The organism is Methylomonas sp. BW4-1 (assembly GCF_052474385.1).
Window position 1 is genome coordinate 4180746 of the sequence record NZ_CP184125.1, and the last position, 24758, is coordinate 4205503.

The 24758-nt window shown below is 51.8% G+C and carries 21 protein-coding genes; 15 read left to right on the forward strand and 6 right to left on the reverse strand.

Annotated elements, in window-relative coordinates:
• The first annotated feature begins 131 nt into the window (after positions 1-131).
• The 12 genes from ACH5Y9_RS19420 (at position 132) to ACH5Y9_RS19475 (ending at position 18902) form a co-directional block, all read left to right on the forward strand.
• Positions 132-833 (forward strand): methyl-accepting chemotaxis protein, encoded by a 702-nt coding sequence (locus ACH5Y9_RS19420; protein ID WP_445369908.1) that lies wholly within the window; start codon positions 132-134, stop codon positions 831-833.
• A gap of 12 nt (positions 834-845) precedes the next feature.
• Entirely contained in the window at positions 846-1214 is a 369-nt protein-coding gene (locus tag ACH5Y9_RS19425; protein WP_020484376.1) for a response regulator, read from the forward strand.
• An 80-nt stretch (positions 1215-1294) separates the two neighbouring features.
• On the forward strand, positions 1295-1582 hold the full coding sequence (locus tag ACH5Y9_RS19430; RefSeq protein WP_445367242.1) for an STAS domain-containing protein: 288 nt from the start codon (positions 1295-1297) through the stop codon (positions 1580-1582).
• A 12-nt stretch (positions 1583-1594) separates the two neighbouring features.
• Complete coding sequence (locus ACH5Y9_RS19435) at positions 1595-3769, forward strand: chemotaxis protein CheA (protein WP_445367243.1); 2175 nt, start codon at positions 1595-1597, stop codon at positions 3767-3769.
• Positions 3770-3812: 43 nt separating this feature from the next.
• Entirely contained in the window at positions 3813-8750 is a 4938-nt protein-coding gene (locus ACH5Y9_RS19440) for a methyl-accepting chemotaxis protein (protein ID WP_445367244.1), read from the forward strand.
• A gap of 296 nt (positions 8751-9046) precedes the next feature.
• Positions 9047-12850 carry a methyl-accepting chemotaxis protein gene (locus ACH5Y9_RS19445; protein WP_445367245.1) on the forward strand — a complete coding sequence of 1268 codons (3804 nt, stop codon included), beginning with the start codon at positions 9047-9049 and terminating at the stop codon, positions 12848-12850.
• Between the two features lie 9 nt (positions 12851-12859).
• Positions 12860-13426 (forward strand): chemotaxis protein CheW, encoded by a 567-nt coding sequence (locus ACH5Y9_RS19450; protein ID WP_033158168.1) that lies wholly within the window; start codon positions 12860-12862, stop codon positions 13424-13426.
• A gap of 66 nt (positions 13427-13492) precedes the next feature.
• Positions 13493-14323 carry a CheR family methyltransferase gene (locus ACH5Y9_RS19455; RefSeq protein ID WP_445367246.1) on the forward strand — a complete coding sequence of 277 codons (831 nt, stop codon included), beginning with the start codon at positions 13493-13495 and terminating at the stop codon, positions 14321-14323.
• A 275-nt stretch (positions 14324-14598) separates the two neighbouring features.
• Positions 14599-15039: a VOC family protein gene (locus ACH5Y9_RS19460; RefSeq protein ID WP_445367247.1), complete on the forward strand. Its 441-nt coding sequence runs from the start codon at positions 14599-14601 to the stop codon at positions 15037-15039.
• Positions 15006-16181, forward strand: coding sequence for a radical SAM family heme chaperone HemW (gene hemW / locus ACH5Y9_RS19465; protein ID WP_445367248.1), 1176 nt, complete (start codon positions 15006-15008; stop codon positions 16179-16181). Before ACH5Y9_RS19460 ends, hemW begins: the two co-directional genes overlap by 34 nt.
• 48 nt (positions 16182-16229) lie before the next feature.
• On the forward strand, positions 16230-16868 hold the full coding sequence (pyrE, locus tag ACH5Y9_RS19470; RefSeq protein WP_445367249.1) for an orotate phosphoribosyltransferase: 639 nt from the start codon (positions 16230-16232) through the stop codon (positions 16866-16868).
• 102 nt (positions 16869-16970) lie between these two features.
• Positions 16971-18902 (forward strand): dynamin family protein, encoded by a 1932-nt coding sequence (locus tag ACH5Y9_RS19475; RefSeq protein WP_101054061.1) that lies wholly within the window; start codon positions 16971-16973, stop codon positions 18900-18902.
• 63 nt (positions 18903-18965) lie between these two features.
• On the opposite strand, the gene ampD is transcribed toward ACH5Y9_RS19475, so the two are convergent.
• Positions 18966-19517: a 1,6-anhydro-N-acetylmuramyl-L-alanine amidase AmpD gene (gene ampD, locus ACH5Y9_RS19480; RefSeq protein ID WP_205452727.1), complete on the reverse strand. Its 552-nt coding sequence runs from the start codon at positions 19515-19517 to the stop codon at positions 18966-18968.
• Positions 19518-19668: 151 nt separating this feature from the next.
• On the opposite strand from ampD, the gene nadC reads away from it, so the two are divergent.
• Complete coding sequence (gene nadC / locus ACH5Y9_RS19485) at positions 19669-20496, forward strand: carboxylating nicotinate-nucleotide diphosphorylase (protein WP_205452726.1); 828 nt, start codon at positions 19669-19671, stop codon at positions 20494-20496.
• Between the two features lie 16 nt (positions 20497-20512).
• On the opposite strand, the gene ACH5Y9_RS19490 is transcribed toward nadC, so the two are convergent.
• Positions 20513-21025 (reverse strand): hypothetical protein, encoded by a 513-nt coding sequence (locus tag ACH5Y9_RS19490; protein WP_020484362.1) that lies wholly within the window; start codon positions 21023-21025, stop codon positions 20513-20515.
• Positions 21026-21276: 251 nt separating this feature from the next.
• Between ACH5Y9_RS19490 and ACH5Y9_RS19495 the strand changes: the two genes are divergently transcribed.
• Positions 21277-21879 carry a peroxiredoxin gene (locus ACH5Y9_RS19495; RefSeq protein ID WP_033158174.1) on the forward strand — a complete coding sequence of 201 codons (603 nt, stop codon included), beginning with the start codon at positions 21277-21279 and terminating at the stop codon, positions 21877-21879.
• A gap of 158 nt (positions 21880-22037) precedes the next feature.
• Here the strand turns inward: ACH5Y9_RS19495 and ACH5Y9_RS19500 are convergent, their stop codons facing one another.
• Positions 22038-22157, reverse strand: a complete 120-nt coding sequence (locus ACH5Y9_RS19500; protein ID WP_445369909.1) for an integrase core domain-containing protein — start codon at positions 22155-22157, stop codon at positions 22038-22040.
• Between ACH5Y9_RS19500 and ACH5Y9_RS19505 the strand changes: the two genes are divergently transcribed.
• The gene (locus tag ACH5Y9_RS19505; RefSeq protein WP_445367250.1) at positions 22122-22319 is read left to right on the forward strand and encodes a hypothetical protein; all 198 of its coding nucleotides are present in this window, start codon (positions 22122-22124) and stop codon (positions 22317-22319) included. The two genes, ACH5Y9_RS19500 and ACH5Y9_RS19505, sit on opposite strands and share 36 nt — an antisense overlap.
• 18 nt (positions 22320-22337) lie before the next feature.
• On the opposite strand, the gene ACH5Y9_RS19510 is transcribed toward ACH5Y9_RS19505, so the two are convergent.
• The 3 genes from ACH5Y9_RS19510 to ACH5Y9_RS19520 are packed head-to-tail and all read right to left on the reverse strand — an operon-like array spanning position 22338 to position 24694.
• Positions 22338-23846: a YifB family Mg chelatase-like AAA ATPase gene (locus tag ACH5Y9_RS19510; RefSeq protein WP_445367251.1), complete on the reverse strand. Its 1509-nt coding sequence runs from the start codon at positions 23844-23846 to the stop codon at positions 22338-22340.
• A gap of 6 nt (positions 23847-23852) precedes the next feature.
• On the reverse strand, positions 23853-24104 hold the full coding sequence (gene ubiK, locus ACH5Y9_RS19515; protein WP_033158177.1) for a ubiquinone biosynthesis accessory factor UbiK: 252 nt from the start codon (positions 24102-24104) through the stop codon (positions 23853-23855).
• Positions 24105-24109: 5 nt separating this feature from the next.
• Complete coding sequence (locus ACH5Y9_RS19520) at positions 24110-24694, reverse strand: MarR family winged helix-turn-helix transcriptional regulator (protein WP_033158178.1); 585 nt, start codon at positions 24692-24694, stop codon at positions 24110-24112.
• Positions 24695-24758 lie beyond the last annotated feature (64 nt).

The window sequence follows — 24758 nt, forward strand, 5'->3', positions numbered from 1 at the left end:
TGACTCAACGCTTTGCCGGGATTACCAATAATCTGGAAGCGGCTTTAAGATCCTCCCATTCCACTCTCGGTGGCAACGGCGAAGAAGTATTCGTAAACAGCAACACCAATTTGCAAAAAGTGGTGAGCTCCATGGATGCGGCATTGCAGGAAAATTTGGCGGTTTTGCAGAAAATTCGCTCCTTGGCGGGCTTTATTGATGAACTTAAGCAGATGGCCAAGGAAGTGGCGCGGATTGCCGAACAAACCAATCTGATTGCCTTAAACGCCGCTATCGAAGCGGCTCGGGCCGGCGAAGCCGGCCGCGGTTTTGCCGTGGTGGCGGACGAGGTTAGAAAGCTATCCAACTTGTCCGGTGAAACCGGTAAGCAGATCGGCTCCAAAGTCGAGCAAGTTAGCTCTGCTATTCAAACCGCCTTGCTAGCGGTGGAAAAAAGCGCGCAAAACGAGGCCGAAGCGGTCTCCGCTTGTAACGGCAATATTCAATCGGTAATGGATAACCTGCATGACGTGTTTACCAAATTGCAGGGCTATTCAAGCAACTTAAGCCATTCGGCGCAGGCCATAAAAGGTGAGATAGACGAATCCTTGGTGCATTTTCAATTTCAAGACCGGATCGGCCAAATTCTGGAACACGTCAAAGACAGCATTGCCGATTTCCCGAAACAGCTCAACCGCAGTCATGCCGGCGGTGTATTTGCGTTGCGGCCGATAGATGCGGACCACATTTTAAGCGGCTTGACCAGCACCTACACCATGGAATCCGAACACCACGCCCATGGTCATGGCAATCGGGCCGTTGAACATCAAACACAAGAGATTACTTTTTTCTAGGATATTAAGCATATGGCAAAAACGATATTGGTAGTAGACGATGCGGCGTCGGTCCGTCAGGTAGTAGGTATTGCGCTGAAGGGCGCCGGTTATGAGGTGATAGAAGCGTGTGACGGCAAGGATGGGCTAAGTAAGCTCAACGGCCAGAAGATTCATCTAATCATATCCGACGTCAATATGCCGAACATGGATGGCATTACCTTCGTGAAGGAACTTAAGCAGCTGCCGGCCTATAAATTTACCCCGGTCATTATGCTGACCACCGAATCCCAGGAAGGCAAAAAGCAGGAGGGCCAGGCTGCGGGCGCCAAAGCCTGGGTGGTTAAACCGTTCCAGCCGGCGCAGATGTTAGCGGCCGTTTCCAAGTTAATTTTGCCTTGATCGGAGTATGAACAGCGGTCGTTCATCACGTTTCCGCCGATTCATATAAGTACCTCTGTCTATGTCTAGCGAGATCGTCCATGCCCAGCCTAACCATTAAAGACGAATTAACCATCTACAACGCGGCAGATCAGAAATCCAATCTGCTGATGTTTCTAACGGCTGGGGACGATTTGGAAATCAATCTTGCCAACGTCACCGAAATCGATACTGCCGGCCTACAGTTGTTGATTCTAATTAAACGCGAAGCCGCGCATTTGGGTAAGAGCTTGCGTTTCGTGATGCACAGCAAACCGGTGTTGGATGTGCTGGAACTAGCAAATCTGACGGGTACTTTTGGCGATCAGGTCGTGCTGACCCAAAACTAAGGAGTATGCGAAATGAGTTTTGATGACCAAATGCGGGATGCTCTGAAGACTTTTGTGATTGAAAGTCTGGAGTTGTTGCAAGACATGGAAGACGGCTTACTCGGTCTGGAAGACGATCAGGAGCCATCCGAACGAATTAACGCCATCTTCCGAGCCGCACATACTATCAAGGGTTCGGCGGGATTGTTCGGACTGGATCACATCGTTGCCTTCACCCATGTGGTGGAAAGCGTGCTCGACACCTTGCGCGACGGAAAGTTGAGCGTTTCACCGGAACTGGTCGCCATCCTACTACCTTGCTGCGACCATATGATTGAGCTGATTCAAGCAGTGGCCGACGGTGAAGTAAACGCCAACCCGGCGATGACCAATGCCGAACGACAATTACTGGATGGCTTGGAGTCTTTTTTGAAGCCTGAGCCCAAGCAGGCGATGACTACCGTGCGGCAAGCTGGCGAACCGCTCGAAGCCAGCGGTGGCGGCGTAATCGACAGCGGCAATTGGCATTTGTTTATTCAATTCGGCGAAAACTGTCTACGCGACGGTATGGATCCCTTGTCTTTCATCCGCTATCTGGCAACGCTAGGCGAGATTATGTCGCTGACTACTTTCAGTCATGCGATGCCGGACGCCGAGAGCATGGACCCCGAGAGCAGTTATCTGGGTTTTGAAATTGTCCTAAAAAGCGACGCAGACAAAGCCGCTATCGAAAGCGTGTTCGATTTTGTTCGCGAAGGCAGTTACATCCATATTTTGCCGCTGGAAGACAAAATCCCCTACTACGTCGAACTGATCAATTCGCTGGGCGAAGACAATGCCCAACTCGGCGAGCTATTGCTGAAAAGCGGGGTCATTACCCAACGTGAACTACAAGAAGGCCTCAACGCGCAGCAAGCGCAAGTCCCGCAACCGAATACCCGCCTCGGCGAAATCTTGGTCGATCAACAAGTGGTGCAACAGCCGCTGGTGAATGCAGCGCTGGAAAAGCAGCAGCAGATTAAAGACAACAAAGCCCGAGAAAACCAAACCATACGGGTAGACGCCGAGCGCTTGGACAAACTCATCGATGTGATAGGCGAACTGGTTATTTCGGGTGCGGGTGTCAATCTGCGTGCCTTACAGACCAGCGATTCCGCGCTATTGGAAGCCACCAGCGAAATGATGCGCTTGGTCGAAGAAGTGCGCGACGGTGCATTGCAACTGCGGATGGTGGCGATAGGCGCCACATTCAGCCGCTTCCAGCGAGTGGTGCGTGATGTCGGCAAAGAACTGGGCAAAGATATTGCCTTGGTCATTACCGGCGGCGACACCGAAGTGGATAAATCGGTTGTCGAAAAAATCGGCGATCCGCTGATGCACTTGGTCCGCAACGCCATGGACCACGGTATCGAGTCTGCCGAAGTCCGCGCCGCGCGCGGCAAACCCAGTCGCGGTGAGCTCAGATTAAACGCCTACCACGAGTCGGGCAGCATCGCCATAGAAGTTAGCGATGATGGCGGTGGTCTGGATCGTGATCGAATTTTGGCAAAAGCCATCGAAAAAGGTTTGGTGCAAGCCGACGCCAAACTAAGCGACCATGAAATTTATAGCTTGATTTTCGAGCCTGGTTTTTCAACCGCCAGCCAAATCTCCAATCTGTCCGGGCGCGGTGTCGGCATGGATGTGGTCAAACGGAACGTGACCGATTTACGCGGCGACATCGAAGTTGAAAGCAGGCCGGGTCAAGGTTCCACTATCCGCATTCGTTTACCACTGACCTTAGCCATCATCGATGGCTTTTTGGTGGGTGTAGGTAAATCGTCATACGTGATTCCTCTTGACCGGGTTGTCGAATGTCTGGAGTTGTCCGGCGATTTGATTGACAGGGATTACATGGATTTACGCGGCGAAGTACTGCCTTTTATCCGCTTGCGCGATTTGTTCAACATTAGCGGAGATCAACCGCGCAGACCTAATGTCGTCGTGGTGCATGCAGCGGGTGTCAAAACCGGGCTGGTCGTTGATCGCTTAATCGGCGAGTTTCAGACGGTTATCAAGCCGCTTGGCAAATTATTCGGACATGTGGAAGGGCTGGGAGGATCCACGATCTTGGGCAGTGGCGAAGTGGCGTTAATTTTGGATGTACCTGTCTTGGTGAGCGCCTTTGAACACAAGCTTCAGGGCAATATGCACTTGGCCCAGGCTTGAGCCCAATTGGAAAAAAGCCAATTACATACTATGGAAAATAGCCATGAGAAATAATCAACCCGTTACTGACGTCGAATTACACTTTTCCGAAGAAGACATTCTCACCTCTACCACCGATTTGAACGGCTATATCACCAGTGTCAGCCCGGCTTTCATCAAACTGAGTGGCTTCACGGAATCGGAACTGCTGGGGCAGCCGCACAACATTGTGCGCCACCCGGATATGCCGGAAGAGGCCTATGAATGGATGTGGCGAACCATTTCCGCCGGTTGCACTTGGCGCGGATTGGTAAAAAACCGTTCCAAAAATGGCGATTTCTATTGGGTGGAAGCCAATGTCGCGCCAATTTACAACGAAGGCCAGATGATTGGTTACCGGTCTATCCGCTTCAAGCCAGCACGTAGCGAAGTTGATGCGGCGGCCGCGCTATATGCCGATATCAAAGCCGGTCGCGTTAAAAACCCCTTTAAAGAGGGAAAGATTTCTAGCGTATTCAGCAAAATTAAGCTCTGGCAAAAGTTTGTTGCCTTAGTGGTTCTGGCTATTGCTATGTTCGCAGTGCCAACCTACTTTTTGATAAATGACAATATCGCAGACAAGGATTTCGCATTAAAGGAAAAACAAGGTGTCGATTACGCTACGGAGAGCATCAAACTGATGCAACTAGTGGTAGAGCACCGTGGCTTGAACGCGATGGTAATCGCCGGCAACACACAGGAGGCGAGCCGCCGGGAGGCGAAACGCAACGAAGTCGATCAGCAAATCGCCGGTATCTCCGCATTGGACGGACGGTTGGCAGAATTAAAGCTGACTTTGGCCTGGCAAGCGCTTAGGGAAAAATGGCAAGAGCTGGCGGCTTCGGCTAGCAAATTTGATGCACAAACCAATCTTGCAAAGCATGGCGAATTCATTAGTCAATTGCACGCTTTTAACCGCAAAGTGGCTGATGCATCGGGGCTAGGATTGGATCCGGAAGCCGATACCTATTACGCCCAAGTGTTGGCAATCAGTTTATTTCCTGAGCTGTCCGAACAATTGGGTATGCTCAGAGGCGTGGGTTCGCCGATTTTGCAGCGAAAAGCCGTGACTGTTGCAGAAGCCGCTTACCTGCGAGCATTAATCGCGAATGCTGAAGAAACCCTGGCGATGATCGACGAGAATATTCCCAAAATCGGCAGCATGAACCCCGCACTCCGCACGGATTTGCAAAAAGCCACCGCCTTAGCCAAGCAAGCACTGACCTTGACTGAAACGGAAATTTTACAACGTGGGCAACTTGAGCTTGCCGGCAGCGATTATTTCAACAGCTTGACTCAGGCTATCCAACAAAACTTCTCGTTAGCAGGAGGATTTAGCAAGTTGCTATATGCCGGTTTGGATGCCCGTTTGGCGCGATTAGGCGGCACTATCAATACTACGATGATAGTCGTGTCCTTGTTCTTGTTGGGTTTCCTGGCTATGAGTTGGTACATCGTCATGGGGGTGCTCCGCCCTGTCAATGCCATGATTCATGCCATGACCTTGTTCGGGCGCGGCCAAATGCCGCAAAACGATAGCCATAACTACGGCTTAGAATTCAATCAACTGAATGAGGGTGTCAAAGCCGCAGTATTTTCCGTGCAATCTTTGATTGCCGATGCCGTCATGCTGTCCCACTCAGCCGTAGAAGGACAGCTGTCCACCCGTGCAGATGCGACTAAACACCAGGGTGATTATCGGAAAATCGTCGTAGGTGTTAACGACACGCTGGAAGCCGTGATCGGCCCTTTGAACGTCGCCGCCGAGTACGTCGATAACATCTCTAAAGGCGCCATCCCCGCAAAAATCACCGACACCTACAACGGCGATTTCAACACCATCAAAAACAACCTGAACAACTGTATCGACGCGATCAGCAGCATGGTGGCCGAAGCCGCTGCCTTGGAAAAAGCCGCCATCGAAGGCCGCTTAGCCACCCGCGCCGACGCCAGCCAATACCAAGGCGATTACCGCAAGATTGTCGAAGGCGTCAACAACACCCTGGATGCGGTGATCGGACCTTTGAACGTGGCGGCCGAGTACGTCGATAACATCTCTAAAGGCGCGATCCCCACCAAAATCACCGACACCTACAACGGTGATTTCAACACCATCAAAAACAATCTGAACAACTGCATCGACGCGATTTCCAACATGGTGGCCGAAGCCACGAATCTGGAAAAAGCGGCGATTGAAGGCCGTCTGGCTACCCGTGCCGACGCCAGCCAATACCAAGGCGACTATCGGAAAATCGTCCAAGGCGTCAACAACACCCTGGACGCGGTGATCGGGCCCTTGAACGTCGCCGCCGAGTACGTGGACAACATCTCGCGCGGGGCGATTCCGGCGAAAATCACCGACACCTACAATGGCGATTTCAACACCATCAAAAACAATCTGAACAACTGTATCGATGCGATTTCCAGCATGGTGGCCGAAGCCGCTGCGCTGGAAAAAGCCGCCATCGAAGGCCGCTTAGCCACCCGCGCCGACGCCAGCCAATACCAAGGCGATTACCGCAAGATTGTCGAAGGCGTCAACAACACGCTGGACGCCGTGATTGGACCTTTGAACGTCGCGGCCGACTACGTGGACAACATCTCTAAAGGCGCGATCCCCGCCAAAATCACCGACACCTACAACGGTGATTTCAATGTCATCAAAAACAACCTGAACACCTGCATTGATGCGGTGAACGCCCTGGTGGCCGATGCCAATATGTTATCGACCGCTGCCGTCGAAGGTCGCTTGGCGACCCGCGCGGATGCCACGAAACACCAAGGCGATTTCCGCAAAATCGTCGAAGGGGTCAACAGCACCCTGGATGCGGTAATCGGGCCCTTGAACGTGGCCGCCGAGTACGTGGACAACATCTCGCGCGGGGCGATTCCGGCGAAAATCACCGACCACTACAACGGTGACTTCAACACCATCAAAAACAACCTGAACAACTGTATCGATGCGATTTCCAGCATGGTGGCCGAAGCGGTGGCCTTGGAAAAAGCCGCTATCGAAGGCCGCTTAGCCACCCGCGCCGACGCCAGCCAATACCAAGGTGACTACCGGAAAATCGTCCAAGGCGTCAATAACACCCTGGATGCGGTGATCGGACCCTTGAACGTGGCGGCCGAGTACGTGGACAACATCTCTAAAGGCGCGATCCCCGCCAAAATCACCGACACCTACAACGGCGATTTCAATGTCATCAAAAACAATCTGAACACCTGTATTGATGCGGTGAACGCCTTGGTGGCCGATGCCAATATGTTATCGACCGCTGCCGTCGAAGGGCGTTTGGCCACCCGCGCGGATGCCACTAAGCACCAAGGTGATTTCCGTAAGATTGTCGAGGGCGTGAATCTAACCCTGAATGCGGTGATCGGCCCGTTGAATGTGGCGGCTGACTATGTCGATAACATTTCCAAAGGCCACATTCCGGCCAAAATCACCGACACCTACAACGGTGATTTCAACACCATTAAAAACAACCTCAACACCTGTATCGATGCGGTCAATACGCTGGTGGCCGACGCCAATATGCTGGCCACCGCTGCGGTTGAGGGGCGCCTGCAAACCCGTGCCGACGCCAGCAAACACCAAGGCGATTTCCGCAAAATCGTCGAAGGCGTCAATGACACCCTGGATGGAGTGATCTTGCCGCTGAATGAAGCGGTCGAAGTGCTGGCATTAGTTGAACAAGGCGACCTAACCCGCAACGTGACCGGTAACTACCAAGGCCAGTTGGGTGAATTTAAAGACACCGTGAACAACACCGTCGCCAAACTCTCCCAAACCATTGCCGAGGTGATTTCCGCCGCGGATCAGCTGGGTAATGCCTCCGAGCAGATCAGTTCCACTTCGCAATCGCTGTCGCAAGCCGCCAGCGAGCAGGCGGGCAGTGTCGAGATCACCAGTGCCAGCATCGAGGAAATGGCGGCCAGCATCAACCAGAATGCCGACAATGCCAAAGTCACCGACGGCATGGCCAGCAAAGCCGCTACCGAAGCCAGCCAAGGCGGTGAAGCGGTGAAACAGACCGTTGACGCCATGCGCGAGATTGCCAAAAAAATCGGCATCATCGACGACATCGCCTATCAAACCAACATGCTGGCGTTGAACGCCGCCATCGAAGCGGCCCGAGCCGGCGATCACGGCAAAGGCTTTGCGGTGGTGGCGGCGGAAGTGCGCAAGCTGGCCGAGCGCAGCCAAGTGGCGGCACAGGAGATTGGCGAGTTAGCGGAAAACAGCGTCGAGACTGCGGAAAGTGCGGGCAAGCTGCTGGATGAAATCGTACCCAGCATAGCCAGAACCTCCGACTTGGTGCAGGAGATTGCCGCCGCCTCCCAAGAACAATCCGCCGGTGTCAGCCAAGTTAACAATGCCATGAACCAGATGAATCAGATTACTCAGCAGAATGCGTCCGCCAGCGAACAGTTGGCGGCTACTGCGGAAGAAATGATGGGGCAAACGGAACAACTACAAAGTTTGATGAGCTTTTTCAAAATCACCTCTTCCGGACATGCTGCGAGCCGCTCTGCAACCCAAACAACATCGCGTCGCTCAGAAAGTGCGAAACAGGCAAGTGCGAAAACCACAGAGGATGACGCCATTGACTTGGATGCAGCCATTCAAGCGCACAGCGAGTGGAAGGTGAAACTGCGCCGGGGTATCAGCCAACACGAGCACATGGATGCCGTCACCATTGGTCGGGACGATTGCTGCAAGTTGGGTAAATGGTTGCACGGTGGCGGTCAAAAGCAATACAAACATTTGTCCGGTTTTCAGGACTGTCTGCATAAACATGCGCAGTTTCATCGCGAAGCCGGAAAAGTGGCCGAGGTGATTAATAGTGGCCAATATGAAACCGCCGAGTCCTTGTTAGATGCGGGCAGCGCGTTTGCATTGGCCTCCAGCCAAGTCAGTGTTGCCATTGTGACATTAAAAAAACAAGCACATTTATAAAATCGGAGCCATCTCAAGCTGGTTTTTTATGAGCTAGAAAAAGCTGGTATCAACTTTTATTAACCCTGCCCTCAAATATCGTCGCTCCCGTGTAAGCGCAAACCCAGTTTTCACGCTGGACTTCAGCTTACGCGGGAATCACGGAATCAGGGAGTTTAAAGGCCTGGTTAATAATCTACTGGCGACTAAAAGGGAAGTTGGCAGCGTGGCGCCTTGAAGTCCGCGCTTTTAGAGGATGCGGTACTTACGGAGCGCGTGAGCGAATCAAAATTTTAAATTGCATGAGGGTTAAAAAAATGACAGTCACACAACGTTTGTTGTTATTAATCGGTTCCGCCGTATTGGGTTTGGCTGGCTTGGCCGGCTTTAACTACGTGCAGATCGATAAGGTGTATACCGCTACCAATTTTAATAGCATCAATACCTTGCCTAGCGTGTTGTTGCTTAACGATATTGTTGGAGAGATATCCGGAGTCCGCGCGCACGTCTGGCAGCATTTAACGGAAACCGACGATACGGCCATGGCCGGCGTCGAGCAAGAAATCGACGAAAAACGCGCGAATATCGATAAGCTTTTGAGCGACTATGAAAAGCTTTTGACCGATGATGAGGACAAAAAACTGTTACAGGACGATAAAGCTAGTTTGGCGGAATACGACAAATTACGGCTCAAAATTCGTGATTTATCCAGGCAGAATAAAAATGCCGAAGCCCGAACTGTGATGATGGGCAATCAGCCTGTGGTTGATAAGCTGTTGGATGCGTTCAAAAATCATAGCGAATATAACCAGCGTCTGGGTAAAAACTCATCGAACGAAGCAGTTTCGATTCAGTCCAGCGCCATTACCATTTCCGTCATTATTACAGCGCTAACGATACTGGCTATCGGCACCTTGGGTTTTTTCATTGCCCGAACCCTGACACGGCAATTGGGTGGCGAACCGGATTTTGTTGCGGATTTGGCTTATAAAATCTCGCAAGGGGATTTGACCACCGTTATTCAACTCAAAGCCGGCGATAACAGCAGTGTTATGGCCAATATGAAGCAGTTGAGCGATAACATCAAAGCGCTGTTAGCCGAGATGGATCATATGGCCGCTGAACATGAAAAAGGCGATATTGATGTAGTGGTTGATCAACAAAAATTCCACGGTAGTTTCAAGACCGTCGCCAAAGGCGTTAACGACATGGTTAACGGTCATATTGCTGTGAAAAAAATGGCCATAAAGTGTTTCATGGAGTTTGGCAAAGGTAATCTCGAAGCCGATGTTGAAAAATTGCCTGGCAAAAAGCGATTTATCAATGAAACCATAGATTTAGTTCGCGATAACATCAAGGCTCTAGTAAATGATGCCGCCATGCTGTCGCAAGCAACCGTCGAAGGCCGCCTGTCAACCCGCGCGGATGCCACGAAACACCAAGGCGACTTCCGCAAGATTGTCGAAGGCGTCAACAACACCCTGGATGCGGTGATCGGACCTTTGAATGTGGCGGCCGAGTACGTGGACAACATCTCTAAAGGCGCGATCCCCACCAAAATCACCGACACCTACAACGGTGATTTCAACACCATCAAAAACAATCTGAACAACTGTATCGACGCGATTTCCAACATGGTGGCCGAAGCCACGAATCTGGAAAAAGCGGCGATTGAAGGCCGTCTGGCTACCCGTGCCGACGCCAGCCAATACCAAGGCGACTATCGGAAAATCGTCCAAGGCGTCAACAACACCCTGGACGCGGTGATCGGGCCCTTGAACGTCGCCGCCGAGTACGTGGACAACATCTCGCGCGGGGCGATTCCGGCGAAAATCACCGACACCTACAATGGCGATTTCAACACCATCAAAAACAATCTGAACAACTGTATCGATGCGATTTCCAGCATGGTGGCCGAAGCCGCTGCGCTGGAAAAAGCCGCCATCGAAGGCCGCTTAGCCACCCGCGCCGACGCCAGCCAATACCAAGGCGATTACCGCAAGATTGTCGAAGGCGTCAACAACACGCTGGACGCCGTGATTGGACCTTTGAACGTCGCGGCCGACTACGTGGACAACATCTCTAAAGGCGCGATCCCCGCCAAAATCACCGACACCTACAACGGTGATTTCAATGTCATCAAAAACAACCTGAACACCTGCATTGATGCGGTGAACGCCCTGGTGGCCGATGCCAATATGTTATCGACCGCTGCCGTCGAAGGTCGCTTGGCGACCCGCGCGGATGCCACGAAACACCAAGGCGATTTCCGCAAAATCGTCGAAGGGGTCAACAGCACCCTGGATGCGGTAATCGGGCCCTTGAACGTGGCCGCCGAGTACGTGGACAACATCTCGCGCGGGGCGATTCCGGCGAAAATCACCGACCACTACAACGGTGACTTCAACACCATCAAAAACAACCTGAACAACTGTATCGATGCGATTTCCAGCATGGTGGCCGAAGCGGTGGCCTTGGAAAAAGCCGCTATCGAAGGCCGCTTAGCCACCCGCGCCGACGCCAGCCAATACCAAGGTGACTACCGGAAAATCGTCCAAGGCGTCAATAACACCCTGGATGCGGTGATCGGGCCCTTGAACGTGGCGGCCGAGTACGTGGACAACATCGCTAAAGGCGCGATCCCCGCCAAAATCACCGACACCTACAACGGCGATTTCAATGTCATCAAAAACAATCTGAACACCTGTATTGATGCGGTGAACGCCTTGGTGGCCGATGCCAATATGTTATCGACCGCTGCCGTCGAAGGGCGTTTGGCCACCCGCGCGGATGCCACTAAGCACCAAGGCGATTTCCGTAAGATTGTCGAGGGCGTGAATCTGACCCTGAATGCGGTGATCGGCCCGTTGAATGTGGCGGCTGACTATGTCGATAACATTTCCAAAGGCCACATTCCGGCCAAAATCACCGACACCTACAACGGTGATTTCAACACCATTAAAAACAACCTCAACACCTGTATCGATGCGGTCAATACGCTGGTGGCCGACGCCAATATGCTGGCCACCGCTGCGGTTGAGGGGCGCCTGCAAACCCGTGCCGACGCCAGCAAACACCAAGGCGATTTCCGCAAAATCGTCGAAGGCGTCAACGACACCCTGGATGGGGTGATCTTGCCGCTGAATGAAGCGGTCGAAGTACTGGCGTTGGTTGAACAAGGCGACCTAACCCGCAACGTGACCGGTAACTACCAAGGCCAGTTGGGTGAATTTAAAGACACCGTGAACAACACCGTCGCCAAACTCTCCCAAACCATTGCCGAGGTGATTTCCGCCGCGGATCAGCTGGGTAATGCCTCCGAGCAGATCAGTTCCACTTCGCAATCGCTGTCGCAAGCCGCCAGCGAGCAGGCGGGCAGTGTCGAGATCACCAGTGCCAGCATTGAGGAAATGGCGGCCAGCATCAACCAGAATGCCGACAATGCCAAAGTCACCGACGGCATGGCCAGCAAAGCCGCTACCGAAGCCAGCCAAGGCGGTGAAGCGGTGAAACAGACCGTTGACGCCATGCGCGAGATTGCCAAAAAAATCGGCATCATCGACGACATCGCCTATCAAACCAACATGTTGGCCCTGAACGCGGCCATCGAAGCGGCGCGGGCCGGCGATCACGGCAAAGGCTTTGCGGTGGTGGCGGCAGAAGTGCGCAAGCTGGCCGAGCGCAGCCAAGTGGCGGCGCAGGAGATTGGCGAGTTAGCGGAAAACAGCGTCGAGACTGCGGAAAGTGCGGGCAAGCTGCTGGATGAAATCGTACCCAGCATAGCCAGAACCTCCGACTTGGTGCAGGAGATTGCCGCCGCCTCCCAAGAACAATCCGCCGGTGTCAGCCAAGTTAACAATGCCATGAACCAGATGAATCAGATTACTCAGCAGAATGCGTCCGCCAGCGAACAGTTGGCGGCTACTGCGGAAGAAATGACCAGCCAGGCTGAACAACTGCAATCGCTGATGAGCTTTTTTAGACTCGACGACAGCGGTCGAAAAGCGACGATCACAGCTGAAGTCAAATCAGCAAAAAAGGCTATCAAAATCAAGCCTGTCGCTCAGGCAAGTGCGAATATTGATCATGACTTCGATTTAAACCAGTTCGAACGTTTCTAGGAGCGGGCCATGACAGGACTTGCAACAACTCAAGAAAAGCTACCCGCCGCGCAGAGCAAACAGACTGCGCTGGCGGGTCAATACCTAACCTTTACGCTTGGGGGAGAACTTTACGCACTGGGCATTTTGAGTAGTAAGGAAATCATCGATTACGGCAATCTTACCGAAGTCCCCATGATGCCGGTGTTTGTGCGCGGCGTGATTAATCTGCGCGGTAGCGTGGTGCCGGTGGTGGATTTGCTGGCGCGCTTTGGCAAGGGATCGACGCCTGTGGCCAAGCGCACCGGTATCGTTATTGTCGAAACCGCCAGCGAAACTGAAGATGGCGTATCCCAGGATTTGGGGATTATCGTGGACGCAGTCAACGAAGTGGTTGAAATCGGTGAACAGGATATAGAGCCGCCGCCCAGTTTTGGGGCGGGGATTCGGCCTGACTTTATTAACGGGATGGCCAAACGGAATGGCCGCTTTGTTATTTTGTTGAACGTCAGCAAGGTACTTTCGGTGGATGAAATGGCGGCTTTGAGTAAAGTTCGCCAAGACCGTCAAGCATTGCCGGATACAATCAACGCTTGATCGTTCCAAGACTTGAGGCGTTTAAATTTATCGACATGTTGGTTAACCCACAAATAGGAGTTTAGAGTGTCGTCAATCCATCGTGTCGGCGCGCCGATATTGCATAAGCAAGAGTTTGCCTGGATCAGGGACTATCTTTACAAGCACGCCGGTATTGTCCTAAACGATAGTAAGCAGGCTATGGTAATGGGACGTTTGGAGAAGCGTTTGCGTCATCATGGCATCGATAGCTATGGCGAGTATTTTCGGCAATTCGGTAAGCCGGGATTCGAAAATGAAACGACGATGGCTATCGATTTGCTAACCACCAATGAAACCTATTTTTTCCGCGAATCCAAGCATTTCGATTTTGTAGTTGAAAAAATTTTACCGCAACACTCGGCAGCCAAGCCGTTTCGAGTTTGGAGCGCGGCCAGCTCCAGCGGTGAGGAAGCTTACACGCTGGCAATGCTGTTGGCGGAATATTTGAGATCCCGGCAATGGGATATTGTCGGGACCGATATTTCCACACGGATTCTAGAAAAAGCCCGGCGTGGCCTGTATCCCAGTAATGCCGCCGAAAAAATTCCTCTTCCGTTATTGAAAAAGTATTGTCTGAAAGGTACAGGTGAATATGACGGTTTTTTGCTGGTGGCGCCTGAGCTACGCAGCCACGTTAAGTTCGAATATGCCAATTTGATTGGAACGCTGCCGGACTTGGGTACCTTCGACGTGATTTTTTTACGTAACGTAATGATTTATTTTGATATTGAAACCAAGCAACGCCTGCTGGACAAAATTGTGAAATACCTGCGGCCCGGCGGCTATTTTTTTATCAGTCACTCCGAATCTTTAAGCGGTATGAAAACCGAGCTGCAAACCATCATGCCGTCGGTGTATCGCAAAGCTTTGGATTAATTGGGCTGAGCGAGCTCATCGGGCATTCTTGTATAACTACCTGCTTAGCAAACTGCTTCAAGTGTGTCCCTCCCTCATACTTAAAATCGTCATCTCGGCAGCTCATATCGCAATCCCGGACAAATGGTTAGAACGAAGCTTGCCTGCTCCGTAGCACTGGATGGCGGGCATGACGGATTTTCTTGGTTTAGCTGAGTCCAATTATTGATCAGGAAACTTTATTCTCCGCCACCGACTCGTTCATAATCGCGCTTTTGTTTTCTGGGGCGACCAATATGCGTTATTTACACACCATGGTTCGGGTAAAGGATCTTACCGAATCGCTGGATTTTTATTGCAATAAGCTAGGTTTGCTTGAAGTGCGGCGCATGGAAAGCGAAACCGGACGTTTTACCTTGGTGTATCTGGCTGCACCTGGCGACCGGCAAACCGCTGTAGCGGTTGACGCGCCATTGCTGGAGCTGACTTACAACTGGGATACCGAGGACTACGGCGGTGGCCGTAATTTTGGACATTTAGCCTTCGAAGTAGACGACATTTATGCGGTATGCCAAGACTTAACGGCAAAAGGAGTAACGATTAACCGGCCGCCGCGTGATGGTCATATGGCATTTCTGCGCTCACCCGACCAAATTTCTATCGAATTGTTACAAAAAGGCCAGGCATTGCCGCCGCAAGAGCCGTGGGCCTCCATGCCCAATGTTGGCGTTTGGTAAGGTCTGTCGAATTGTTACCGCTGAGTCTTTATATCCATTTTCCGTGGTGCATCCAGAAGTGCCCGTATTGCGACTTCAACTCCCACGCCGTTAAACACCCAATTCCCGAACAGGCTTATATCGACGCCTTGCTGACCGACCTGCGCGCTGATCTGGAATTGCTGGGCGGGCAGCGGAAAATCAACAGTATATTTATGGGGGGCGGCACACCCAGCTTGTTTTCCCCGGAAGCCTTAGGTCGTTTGTTGGCCGGTGTCAGGCAGTCAGTGCCTGTTGCCGAACATTGCGAAATCACTTTGGAAGCCAATCCCGGCACCTTCGAAAGCGCAAAATTTCATGAGTTTCGGGCATTGGGGATTAATCGCCTGTCGATAGGCATTCAAAGCTTTCAGGACCGGCATTTGCGGACATTAGGGCGGGTGCATTCCGCCGCCGAAGCCAAGGCCGCGGTGGAAATTGCCGTTACGGCCGGGTTCGATAATTTCAACCTGGATTTGATGTTTGGTTTGCCGAATCAGAGCGAGCGCGAGGCCTTAGATGATGTGGAAACAGCAATCAGCTTGGCCCCAACCCATATTTCCTTTTACCAACTGACGCTGGAACCCAATACATATTTTTATAAGTTTCCGCCGAAATTGCCGGAAGACGACCTGATATTTGCCGCTCAAAAGCGCTGTCAGCGGCTATTGGCGGAGAACGGCTTTCAGCAGTACGAAGTGTCTGCGTATGCAAAACCCGGCAAGCAATCCCGGCATAATCGCAATTACTGGCAATTTGGCGATTATCTGGGGATAGGCGCTGGCGCGCACGGCAAAATCAGCCTTGCCTTGCCGGATAAGATTATGCGCACGGTCAAGCCGAGAAGCCCGGAACAATATTTATCCCAACCCGGTCGATCACAATGTGAAGCGATTGAGGTCGGACAATTGCCGTTAGAGTTTCTGATGAACCAGTTGCGACTAAAAACGGGCTTTAGCCTGAAGGATTTTGAACTGGCTACCGGATTAGCGGCAGACAGCTTGGAGCCGAATTTATCGCGCTGTCTGGCTGAAGGCCTGTTGTGTCGGGATGGCTTGGTCTATCGCTGTAGCGAAAAAGGTTGGGATTTTCTGGACGTGGTCCTAGAAAAATTCATCGATTAAATACGCGCGGGTATAATTGCTTTCATTTTAGATTTGTAACACTCCACGATGCTCGATTACCAAAAACAGTTTATTCAGTACGCTTTGGATTGCGGCGTATTAAAATTTGGCGAATTTCATTTAAAGTCCGGACGTGTCAGTCCTTATTTCTTTAATACCGGCCTATTCAACAGCGGCGCTCAGTTGGATAAATTGGGGCAATTTTATGCGCAGACGCTGATTAGCGCCGGTGTCGAGGTCGATATATTGTACGGGCCGGCCTATAAAGGCATCCCGTTGGTCAGCACCACCTCGATTGCCTATTCCCGCTTGCAACGCGATATTCCGTTTGCGTTTAACCGCAAAGAAGCCAAGGATCATGGCGAGGGCGGCGTATTGGTCGGCGCGCCCTTGCAAGGCAAAGTCTGGATTTTGGATGATGTGATTACCGCCGGTACGTCGGTGCGCGAGTCGGTAGAGATTATCAATGCCGCCGGCGCGACAGTCGCTGGTGTCGTGATAGCGCTGGACCGCCAAGAAAAAGGTCAGAACGAATTGTCGGCCGTGCAGGAAGTGTCGGCACAATTCGGTATTCCGGTGCTGGCGATAATCTGCTTGGCGGATATCATCGAATTTATTTCCCAACAGAGCGGTTCGGCGGATAAGTTGGCCATTATTCAAGCCTATCGACAGCAGTACGGAATTTGAGTATCCATGCGTGCCCGAGGCTTTTGCTTATGGATTATTGGTCTACACTTAGCCGTTACAATTTGCCCCTTATATTGAGTACAGTCGGAACAAAGGCGAGCCATGAGAAATCTGGAATTTAAAGAACAGTTGCACGAATACACGCAGTGGCGCGAACAACTGATTCAGGGTATCGAATTGTATCGGGACTGGCGTAACCGTTATCGCTTCAGTGACCCGCAAAGCACAGATACCTTGCTGAATATATTGCAAGGCTTGCAAAATGATCGCGTCACCTTGGCGTTTGTAGCGGAGTTTTCCCGAGGTAAAACCGAACTGATCAACTCGCTGTTTTTTGCGGAAACCGGCGTGCGCTTGTTGCCTTCTTCGCCGGGCCGGACCACGATGTCGCCCACCGAGCTATTCTGGGATGAAAAAGGCGGCAGTTACATTCGGCTACTCAACATTGAGAGCCGCCTGGAAGATATATCCTTGATGGATTACAAGCGCAATCCGGATCGTTGGACGCAAATCGAGCTGAATTGCGAATCGCCTACGCAAATGCAGGAAGCGTTTAGAGAGTTGGTTGCCACGAAGAAGGTTTCTCGGGAAATGGCCGATAAACTGGGACTGTGGAACGAACGCGAAGCGGCCGAGCAAGGCATTATCAATCCGGAAACCGTGGAAGTGCCATGTTGGCGACATGCGATGATCAGCTTTCCGCATCCTTTGTTAAAAGAAGGTTTGTGCATTCTGGATACGCCGGGCCTAAATGCCTTGGGTACCGAGCCGGAGTTAACCTTGAGCATGTTGCCCAGCGCTCAAGCCATTATTTTCGTGTTGGCGGCCGATACCGGCGTGACCAAAAGCGACCTCGAAATGTGGAAAAGCCACGTTTGTAGCTCCAGAGGTAACCGCCGCCAGGGCTTAGCCGTGGTGATGAATAAAATCGACTCGATGTGGGACGATTTGGCCGGCGAGACTGGGTACGAAGCTTCGATCCAAAAGCAAATCGACACCTGCGCCATGATTCTGAATCTGGAGAAGGAAGTTATTTTCCCGGTCTCCGCGAAGCAAGCTTTACTGGCCAAGGTGAAGGGCGACGATGCTTTACTGCAAAAAAGCCGTCTCAATCTGTTGGAAAGCTATCTGTCGGACGACATTCTCGATCAGCGCCGCGATATTCTAAAGGGTGTTGTCGATAAAGAAATCGGGTTTTTAGTTAGCGAGTCGGTCAAGTTGATGGAATCAAAAATCGCTAACGCCCAAAAGCAGCTCGACGAATTCAAACAAGTCGATTTCGAGAACCAGGAATTGACCGGCAAATTGATGGCCGAAACCCGCGACCGGCAAAATGCCTATATGGCTAATATCGAAAACTTTCAGGCCAGCCGTAAAGTGTTTGCGGTGCAGGCCAAGATGTTGATCGATTCGTTTGCCAAAGAAAAAATCGACGACATTATCCGCCGTACCAAGGAGGATATGAGCAAAAGCCTGACGACTTACGGCATGAAACAGAATATGCGTAGGTTGTTTGACGAGTTGCGGGATCTGCTGCAAGACTCGGTGGATATGACCGAAGAAACCCGGCGCTTGATTAAAGCGATTCATAAGAAGTTTCAGGATGAATACGGTTTTAAGGAAATCGAGCCACAGTTGTTTTCTATAAAACAACACCAGTTTGAGCTGGAGCAGATTTTTGAAGAAGGCGAAGCGTTTCGCAATAGCGCTAAAACCACGATGACTGAGCAAAGCATAGTGGTTAACAAGCTCTATGGTACGTTGATAGCCAAAGCAAGGAATATTCTGCAGCAAGCCCAACGGGATGCGGTTACCTGGAGTAATAGCGTACTGTCGCCGCTTATGCACCAGATCAAAGATCACAAAAAGCAAATCGAAAGCCGCTTGATCATGCTCAGGAAGATCAATGAATCCAAAGGTAATGTCAATGAAAGCATTGCGCAGTTGGAGGGCGAATTGGGACCACTACAAGTCCAGTATCAAGAGTTGCTAGAGATACTTAAAGCCGTGCATCTTGAAATTAAAACCGATTAGTGCCGATTTTTGCTCCGTTGTCGCAGGTTACGGCAACCCTTTTGTTGTTTGCCCCGCAGGACTTTAAGCGCTAGAACTCAGCAATTCGTTAAAGCGGCACCAGTCAAAAAATGGCCCGGGGTCGGTTTTTCGGCCTGGGGCAATATCGCTATGACCGGCAATACGCTGGCTCGACAGTTTCGGATAATTTGCCAGTAGTGCTCTACACACATCGTTAAGGCACTGATATTGCGCGTCAGTGTAAGCCACATTGATGGCTCCCTCGAGTTCAATGCCAATAGAAAAATCGTTACAACGTTCCCTGTCTTGATATTTTGACACGCCTGCATGCCAAGCCCTGCGATTGAACGGCACATATTGCCGAATGCTGCCATCCCGGCGAATCAGTAAATGCGCGGACACCTTAAGTTGGTGTATGTCTTGGAAGTAAGGATGGTCGTTTGGGTCGAGGCAGTTGCAAAACAATTGGTCGATATAGTCGCCCGCGAATTGCTCAGGCGGCAGGCTGATGCAATGGATAACCAATAGCGAAACATCTTCGGGGTCCGGTCTGTCGTCGCAGTTCGGCGAAGCGACCTGGCAGGCGCTAGTCAAGTAGTGATCGCGAATTATCATGATTTTCAAGCTTTGTCAGTGATGCGGTATTTTATAAGCTTTGCCAACCACCCCTATACTTTTACTTGCCTCACATTGGTCAGAGTTTGGCACGGCTGTCACCGCATGCGGTTTATAATTACTCTCCCTGTTCATCGTCCATCACACGCCCATGCAACCAAATTCCACAGAAATCTCGCTTTATCTGGCTGAAGATATCGGTAGCGGCGATATTACCGCCAGCATCGTTTCAGCCGAGACTCAAGCCAATGCCGCAGTGATAACTCGCGAACCCATAGTGCTGTGCGGTAGAGCTTGGTTCGATGAGGTGTTTCGACAATTAAGCCCCCAGGTAATGGTCGATTGGCAATGCAATGAGGGCGAACGTGTCGCAGCGAACACCGTACTTTGCAAGTTGCGCGGTCCCGCTCGGGCCTTGCTGACGGGCGAGCGCACGGCGTTGAATCTGCTGCAAACCTTATCCGCGACGGCGACCATCGCCCGCCGCTATGCGGATGCCGTGGCGGGTACCGGCTGCAAGGTGTTGGATACCCGTAAAACCCTACCCGGTTTACGTTTGGCGCAAAAATATGCAGTCAAATGCGGAGGTTGTTTCAATCATCGCATCGGTTTATTCGACGCCATGTTGATCAAGGAAAACCATATTATCGCGGCAGGCTCAATTGCCAATGCAGTCAAGCTGGCTAGAGACTATGGGAATGTGACGGTCGAAGTGGAGGTGGAAACTCTTGACGAGTTTGCCCAAGCATTTGCCGCGCAGCCGGATCGCATCATGCTGGATAATTTTTCACTCACCGATATGCGCACAGCGGTACAACAAAACCAGGGACTACTCGAACTGGAAGCATCGGGCAATATTACTTTGGACAATATCCGAACCGTGGCCGAAACCGGGGTGGACTTTATCTCGATAGGCGCGTTAACGAAGAATGTTGCTGCAGTCGATCTGTCGATGCGCATTGAGATGCGCATCGATTAAGCTCATGCTGGTACGCTCAGTTGACAGCGTTCAGCATCTCGTTTTCGTATAAGCGTAGTTTTTTCCAGTTGGCGAATTTGCTGTCGTCGAACGGCGCATCGTGGTCGATGGCATGCTCGTAGCAGCTCCGAAATAGGCGCGCAGTGCGAAAGGCATGCAATTCGTCGTCGGCGGTTACCGTGTCTACATTGCCCACTTGGAAGGTTTTATTCCGGGACTTTCCATCTTTCACCCAAAACACCGTGTAGCAAAGATAGCTTTTGTCTTTGCGGTGATCAAACTTGATGGTTCTGGACACACCGGTTACGCCGGTAGTCGTTTTGTTTTTGGGTGGTTTCAGGAAGCGAGTCTTGCTGCCTTTTAATACCACCAGCATCTGATCGCGCCAAGTAATCGCGGCTTTCAGCGACTTGGTTTTGCTGCCCCAGAGCTTGTGAGAAAAATAACGGCTGCTCTCCTTGCCCCGCCGAACAATACGAACTTGAAAACCGAAAGTATCGGGTTCTGTAATGTGTTTTACTTTTGCCATTTGACGTACCCTAAAAAATTCACCAAAGGTCTGCATAGTGAATTTAAGCATCGCGAAGCACGCAGACCGCCTGTTAATTGTGTAAGCTATGGATTACAAATTAGCGCGAAATCAGCCGTCTTGCAAGCGGAATTTAAGGGGATTATTGGGCAAATACCAACTAAATTCGTGTAGAATAAGCGCCAGCCTTCTCGCAGAGGCGCAAACATGCTCTTAACCTTTTGTTTTATAAAAAATTTTGGAGAAAATTGATGAGCGTTTTAGTAGGTAAGCAAGCCCCTGACTTTACAGTTCCTGCGGTATTAGGCGATGGCCAAATTGTTGATTCATTCAGTTTCTCAGCGGCCACTAGCGGCAAATACGCAGTACTTTTCTTTTATCCATTGGATTTTACATTCGTTTGCCCGAGCGAATTGATTGCCTTGGATCATCGGATCGACGAATTTAAAAGCCGCGGCGTTGAAGTGATTGGTGTTTCTATTGACTCACACTTTACCCACAACGCTTGGCGTAACACGCCTGTCAACCAAGGCGGTATCGGTCCTGTCCGTTATACTCTGGCTGCCGACCTGAAACACACTATTGCCCAAGATTACGACGTAGAGTCCGCTGGTGGCGTAGCTTTCCGCGGTAGTTTCTTGATCGACAAAGCCGGTGTCGTCCGCCATCAAGTTGTCAACGACTTGCCACTGGGTCGTAACTTTGACGAAATGCTGCGCATGGTCGACGCACTGCAATTCCACGAAGAGCATGGTGAAGTTTGCCCAGCCGGTTGGAACAAAGGTGATGCGGGTATGAATGCCAACCCAGCGGGCGTGGCTGAATATCTGAGCAAAAATGCTGACAAACTGTAAGCATTAGCTTTACTCTGAGACAAGGCGCATTGTCTAGACAATGCGCCTTTTTTATTGCCTGAATTTTCTCTGTTTCTCGCCCCATGACTGCGAATTCAGTGTGGCGCTAATTCCATTAATCGCCGCTCGGCATTTTTTATATCCGTTACCGCTATGGTTTAGGCGGCCAACTTGAGTGTTGGCAGCCCCTCGTTATACGCCTGATGCGGCGTTTTGCGTTTCAGACTGGAATGTGGTCGTTCGTGGTTGTACCACTCGAAATTGCCGAAGATGCCTATCGTTTAGGGCAAACCGGTCTGATTGAATTATTGGATTCATCGCGCACCCGTACCGAAATCAAGTTGAATCATTTGGAGTTGATTCAAAATGAAATCGAAGCGGAATTGGATGTCATGAATGCCTCGGGATTGTTGGCGGTTTATTTCGAAAACCCGGCATGACGCGGCCGGTTTTGCATGCTATCGGGTTCTATCAAGCTTGCGGTAGCCTATGGCTTCGCTGAGGTGGGAGATTTCGATATTCTTTGAATTCGCCAGATCGGCAATCGTGCGCGCCAGTTTCAAAATACGGTGGTAAGCCCGGTGCGACAGGCCGAATTTTTCCAGCGCTTGTTCCAGTAACTGATGGCCGGCTTCGGACAAAGTGCAAATAACCTTCACCTCGGCGGCGGTTAACGCAGCATTGGCTTTGCCTTGGCGGCGGTAAGCAATGTCGCGGGCTACGACGACGCGCTGCCGAATCGTTTCGCTGGTTTCTTCACCCGCCGCCGAGCCCTTGCGCAATACTTCCAGGGCGACGCGCGGCACTTCCATATGCATGTCTATTCTGTCCAGCAAAGGCCCGGAAACTCTGGCCCGATAGCGGGCCACTTGTTCGGAGGTGCAGCGGCAACGGCCGGAAGCATCGCCCAGGTAACCACAGGGACACGGATTCATCGCCGCGATCAACTGAAAACTGGCCGGAAAATCGGCTTGGCGGTTGGCCCGGGAAATGGTGATGTGGCCGGTTTCCAAGGGTTCGCGCAACACTTCCAGGACTTTTCTATCGAACTCTGGCAGTTCGTCCAAAAATAGCGCACCGTTGTGCGACAGGGATATTTCGCCAGGTTTTGGATTGCTGCCGCCGCCAACCAAGGCAGCAGCTGAGGCGGTATGATGCGGTGCTCTGTAAGGTGGCTGCCGCCAGCGGCTGACGTCCAGGCCGTGATCGCTGATCGAGGCCAGCGCGGCTGTTTCCTGGGCTTGTTGTTCGCTGAGTTCCGGCAGAATCGTCGGCAAACGTGCCGCCAACATCGATTTGCCGGTGCCGGGCGGACCCAGCATCAGTAGATTATGCTTCCCGGCGGCGGCGATTTCCATGGCCCGTTTGACGTGAAATTGGCCGTGCACATCGGCAAAATCGACCGTGTGAACCGCTTGTTCGAAGCTGAGATCAATGTCGGGTGGCGCGATGGCTTGCCGGCCCGCCAAATGGGCACAGACTTCCAGCAGTGTCCTGGCCGGCAGCAGTTGCGCATCTTTGATCAACGACGCCTCCGCCGCGCAACCAGCAGGCAGAATCAGTTGCCTAAAAGCATTGCGGCAATGAATCGCTACCGGCAACGCGCCGGGAATCGGCCGCAACTCACCGCCTAGCGATAACTCGCCGATGCATTCGTACTCGTGCAAGGCATCCTTGGGGATTTGCCCGGAGGCGGCCAGGATGCCTAATGCAATCGCCAAATCGAAGCGGCCGCCTTCCTTGGGCAGGTCGGCTGGGGCCAGATTGATGGTAATGCGCTGGAACGGAAATTCGAAGTGCGAATTAATGATCGCCCCGCGCACCCTATCCTTGCTTTCCTTCACCGCCGTCTCGGGCAGACCGACGATATTTAAAGCCGGTAGGCCGCTACTGACATGCACTTCCACCGTCACTTGCGGGGCGTCTATGCCGGAGCGGCCCCGGCTGTAAACGACGGCCAGCGACATGGCTTTTTAGGCTTGCGGAATCCGTTGTTCCAGTTCGGCGACGCGCTTTTCCAGTTCTTCCAAACGGGCGCGAGTTTTCGCCAATACGGCTTTTTGCACTTCAAATTCTTCGCGGCTAACCAGATCCAGTTTGGACAGGCCGCTTTGCAGCAAGGCGTGGACGTTCTTTTCCACATCGTCTTTCAGATTGGTCAAACCGGGAGGGATTGCGCCGGCGATACGCTCGGCAAGATTGTCTATGGCTTTGGGATCAAACATGGTGGCTACTCTTGGTCTATGAATGAATTGGGAACGGGTAAATGGTCACGACATATTTTATCAGTATCCTCGCGATCCAAGGGTTGTTCGGTTAAGCCGCATTGATAGTGATGCTGTTCCACCGAAAAATAATGGCAGGAACGACACAAACCAAAACTCTTCGAGTCATTGACTTTTTGCAGCACGCCCAACGTGGTTTGCAGCGCCTGGCCTATGGTATCGAACTCCTGGCGGCTGACTTTGGATTCGGCCTGCTTAAAAACATCCAGCGGCTTTAACTCTTCGATCAACCGCTTGCCGGCCTCGGTCAGGCTCAGATGGACCACCCGGCCGTCCAAAATGGACGTGGTCTTATCCAGATAGTGCTTACGCTCCAAAATCTGGATAGTCTGGGACACCGTGCCTTTGGTCAAACCCAGATACTCGGCCACCGCTGCATGGGTGTTGCTGTATTTATTACACTTGGCCAGATACTCCAGCACCTGACCATGTACCGGTTGCAAACCGATTGCTGCGTATTTTTTGCGTTCTTCCGAACGTAGCAAGGCGCTGATCCGCTCGATCAGCTTGAATGTGTCTAGTTCATGCATTGGACCGATTCTACCACAGGCCGGCCAATTCCAAGCGTGGCGGCTGCCGGACGCAACTATCCGG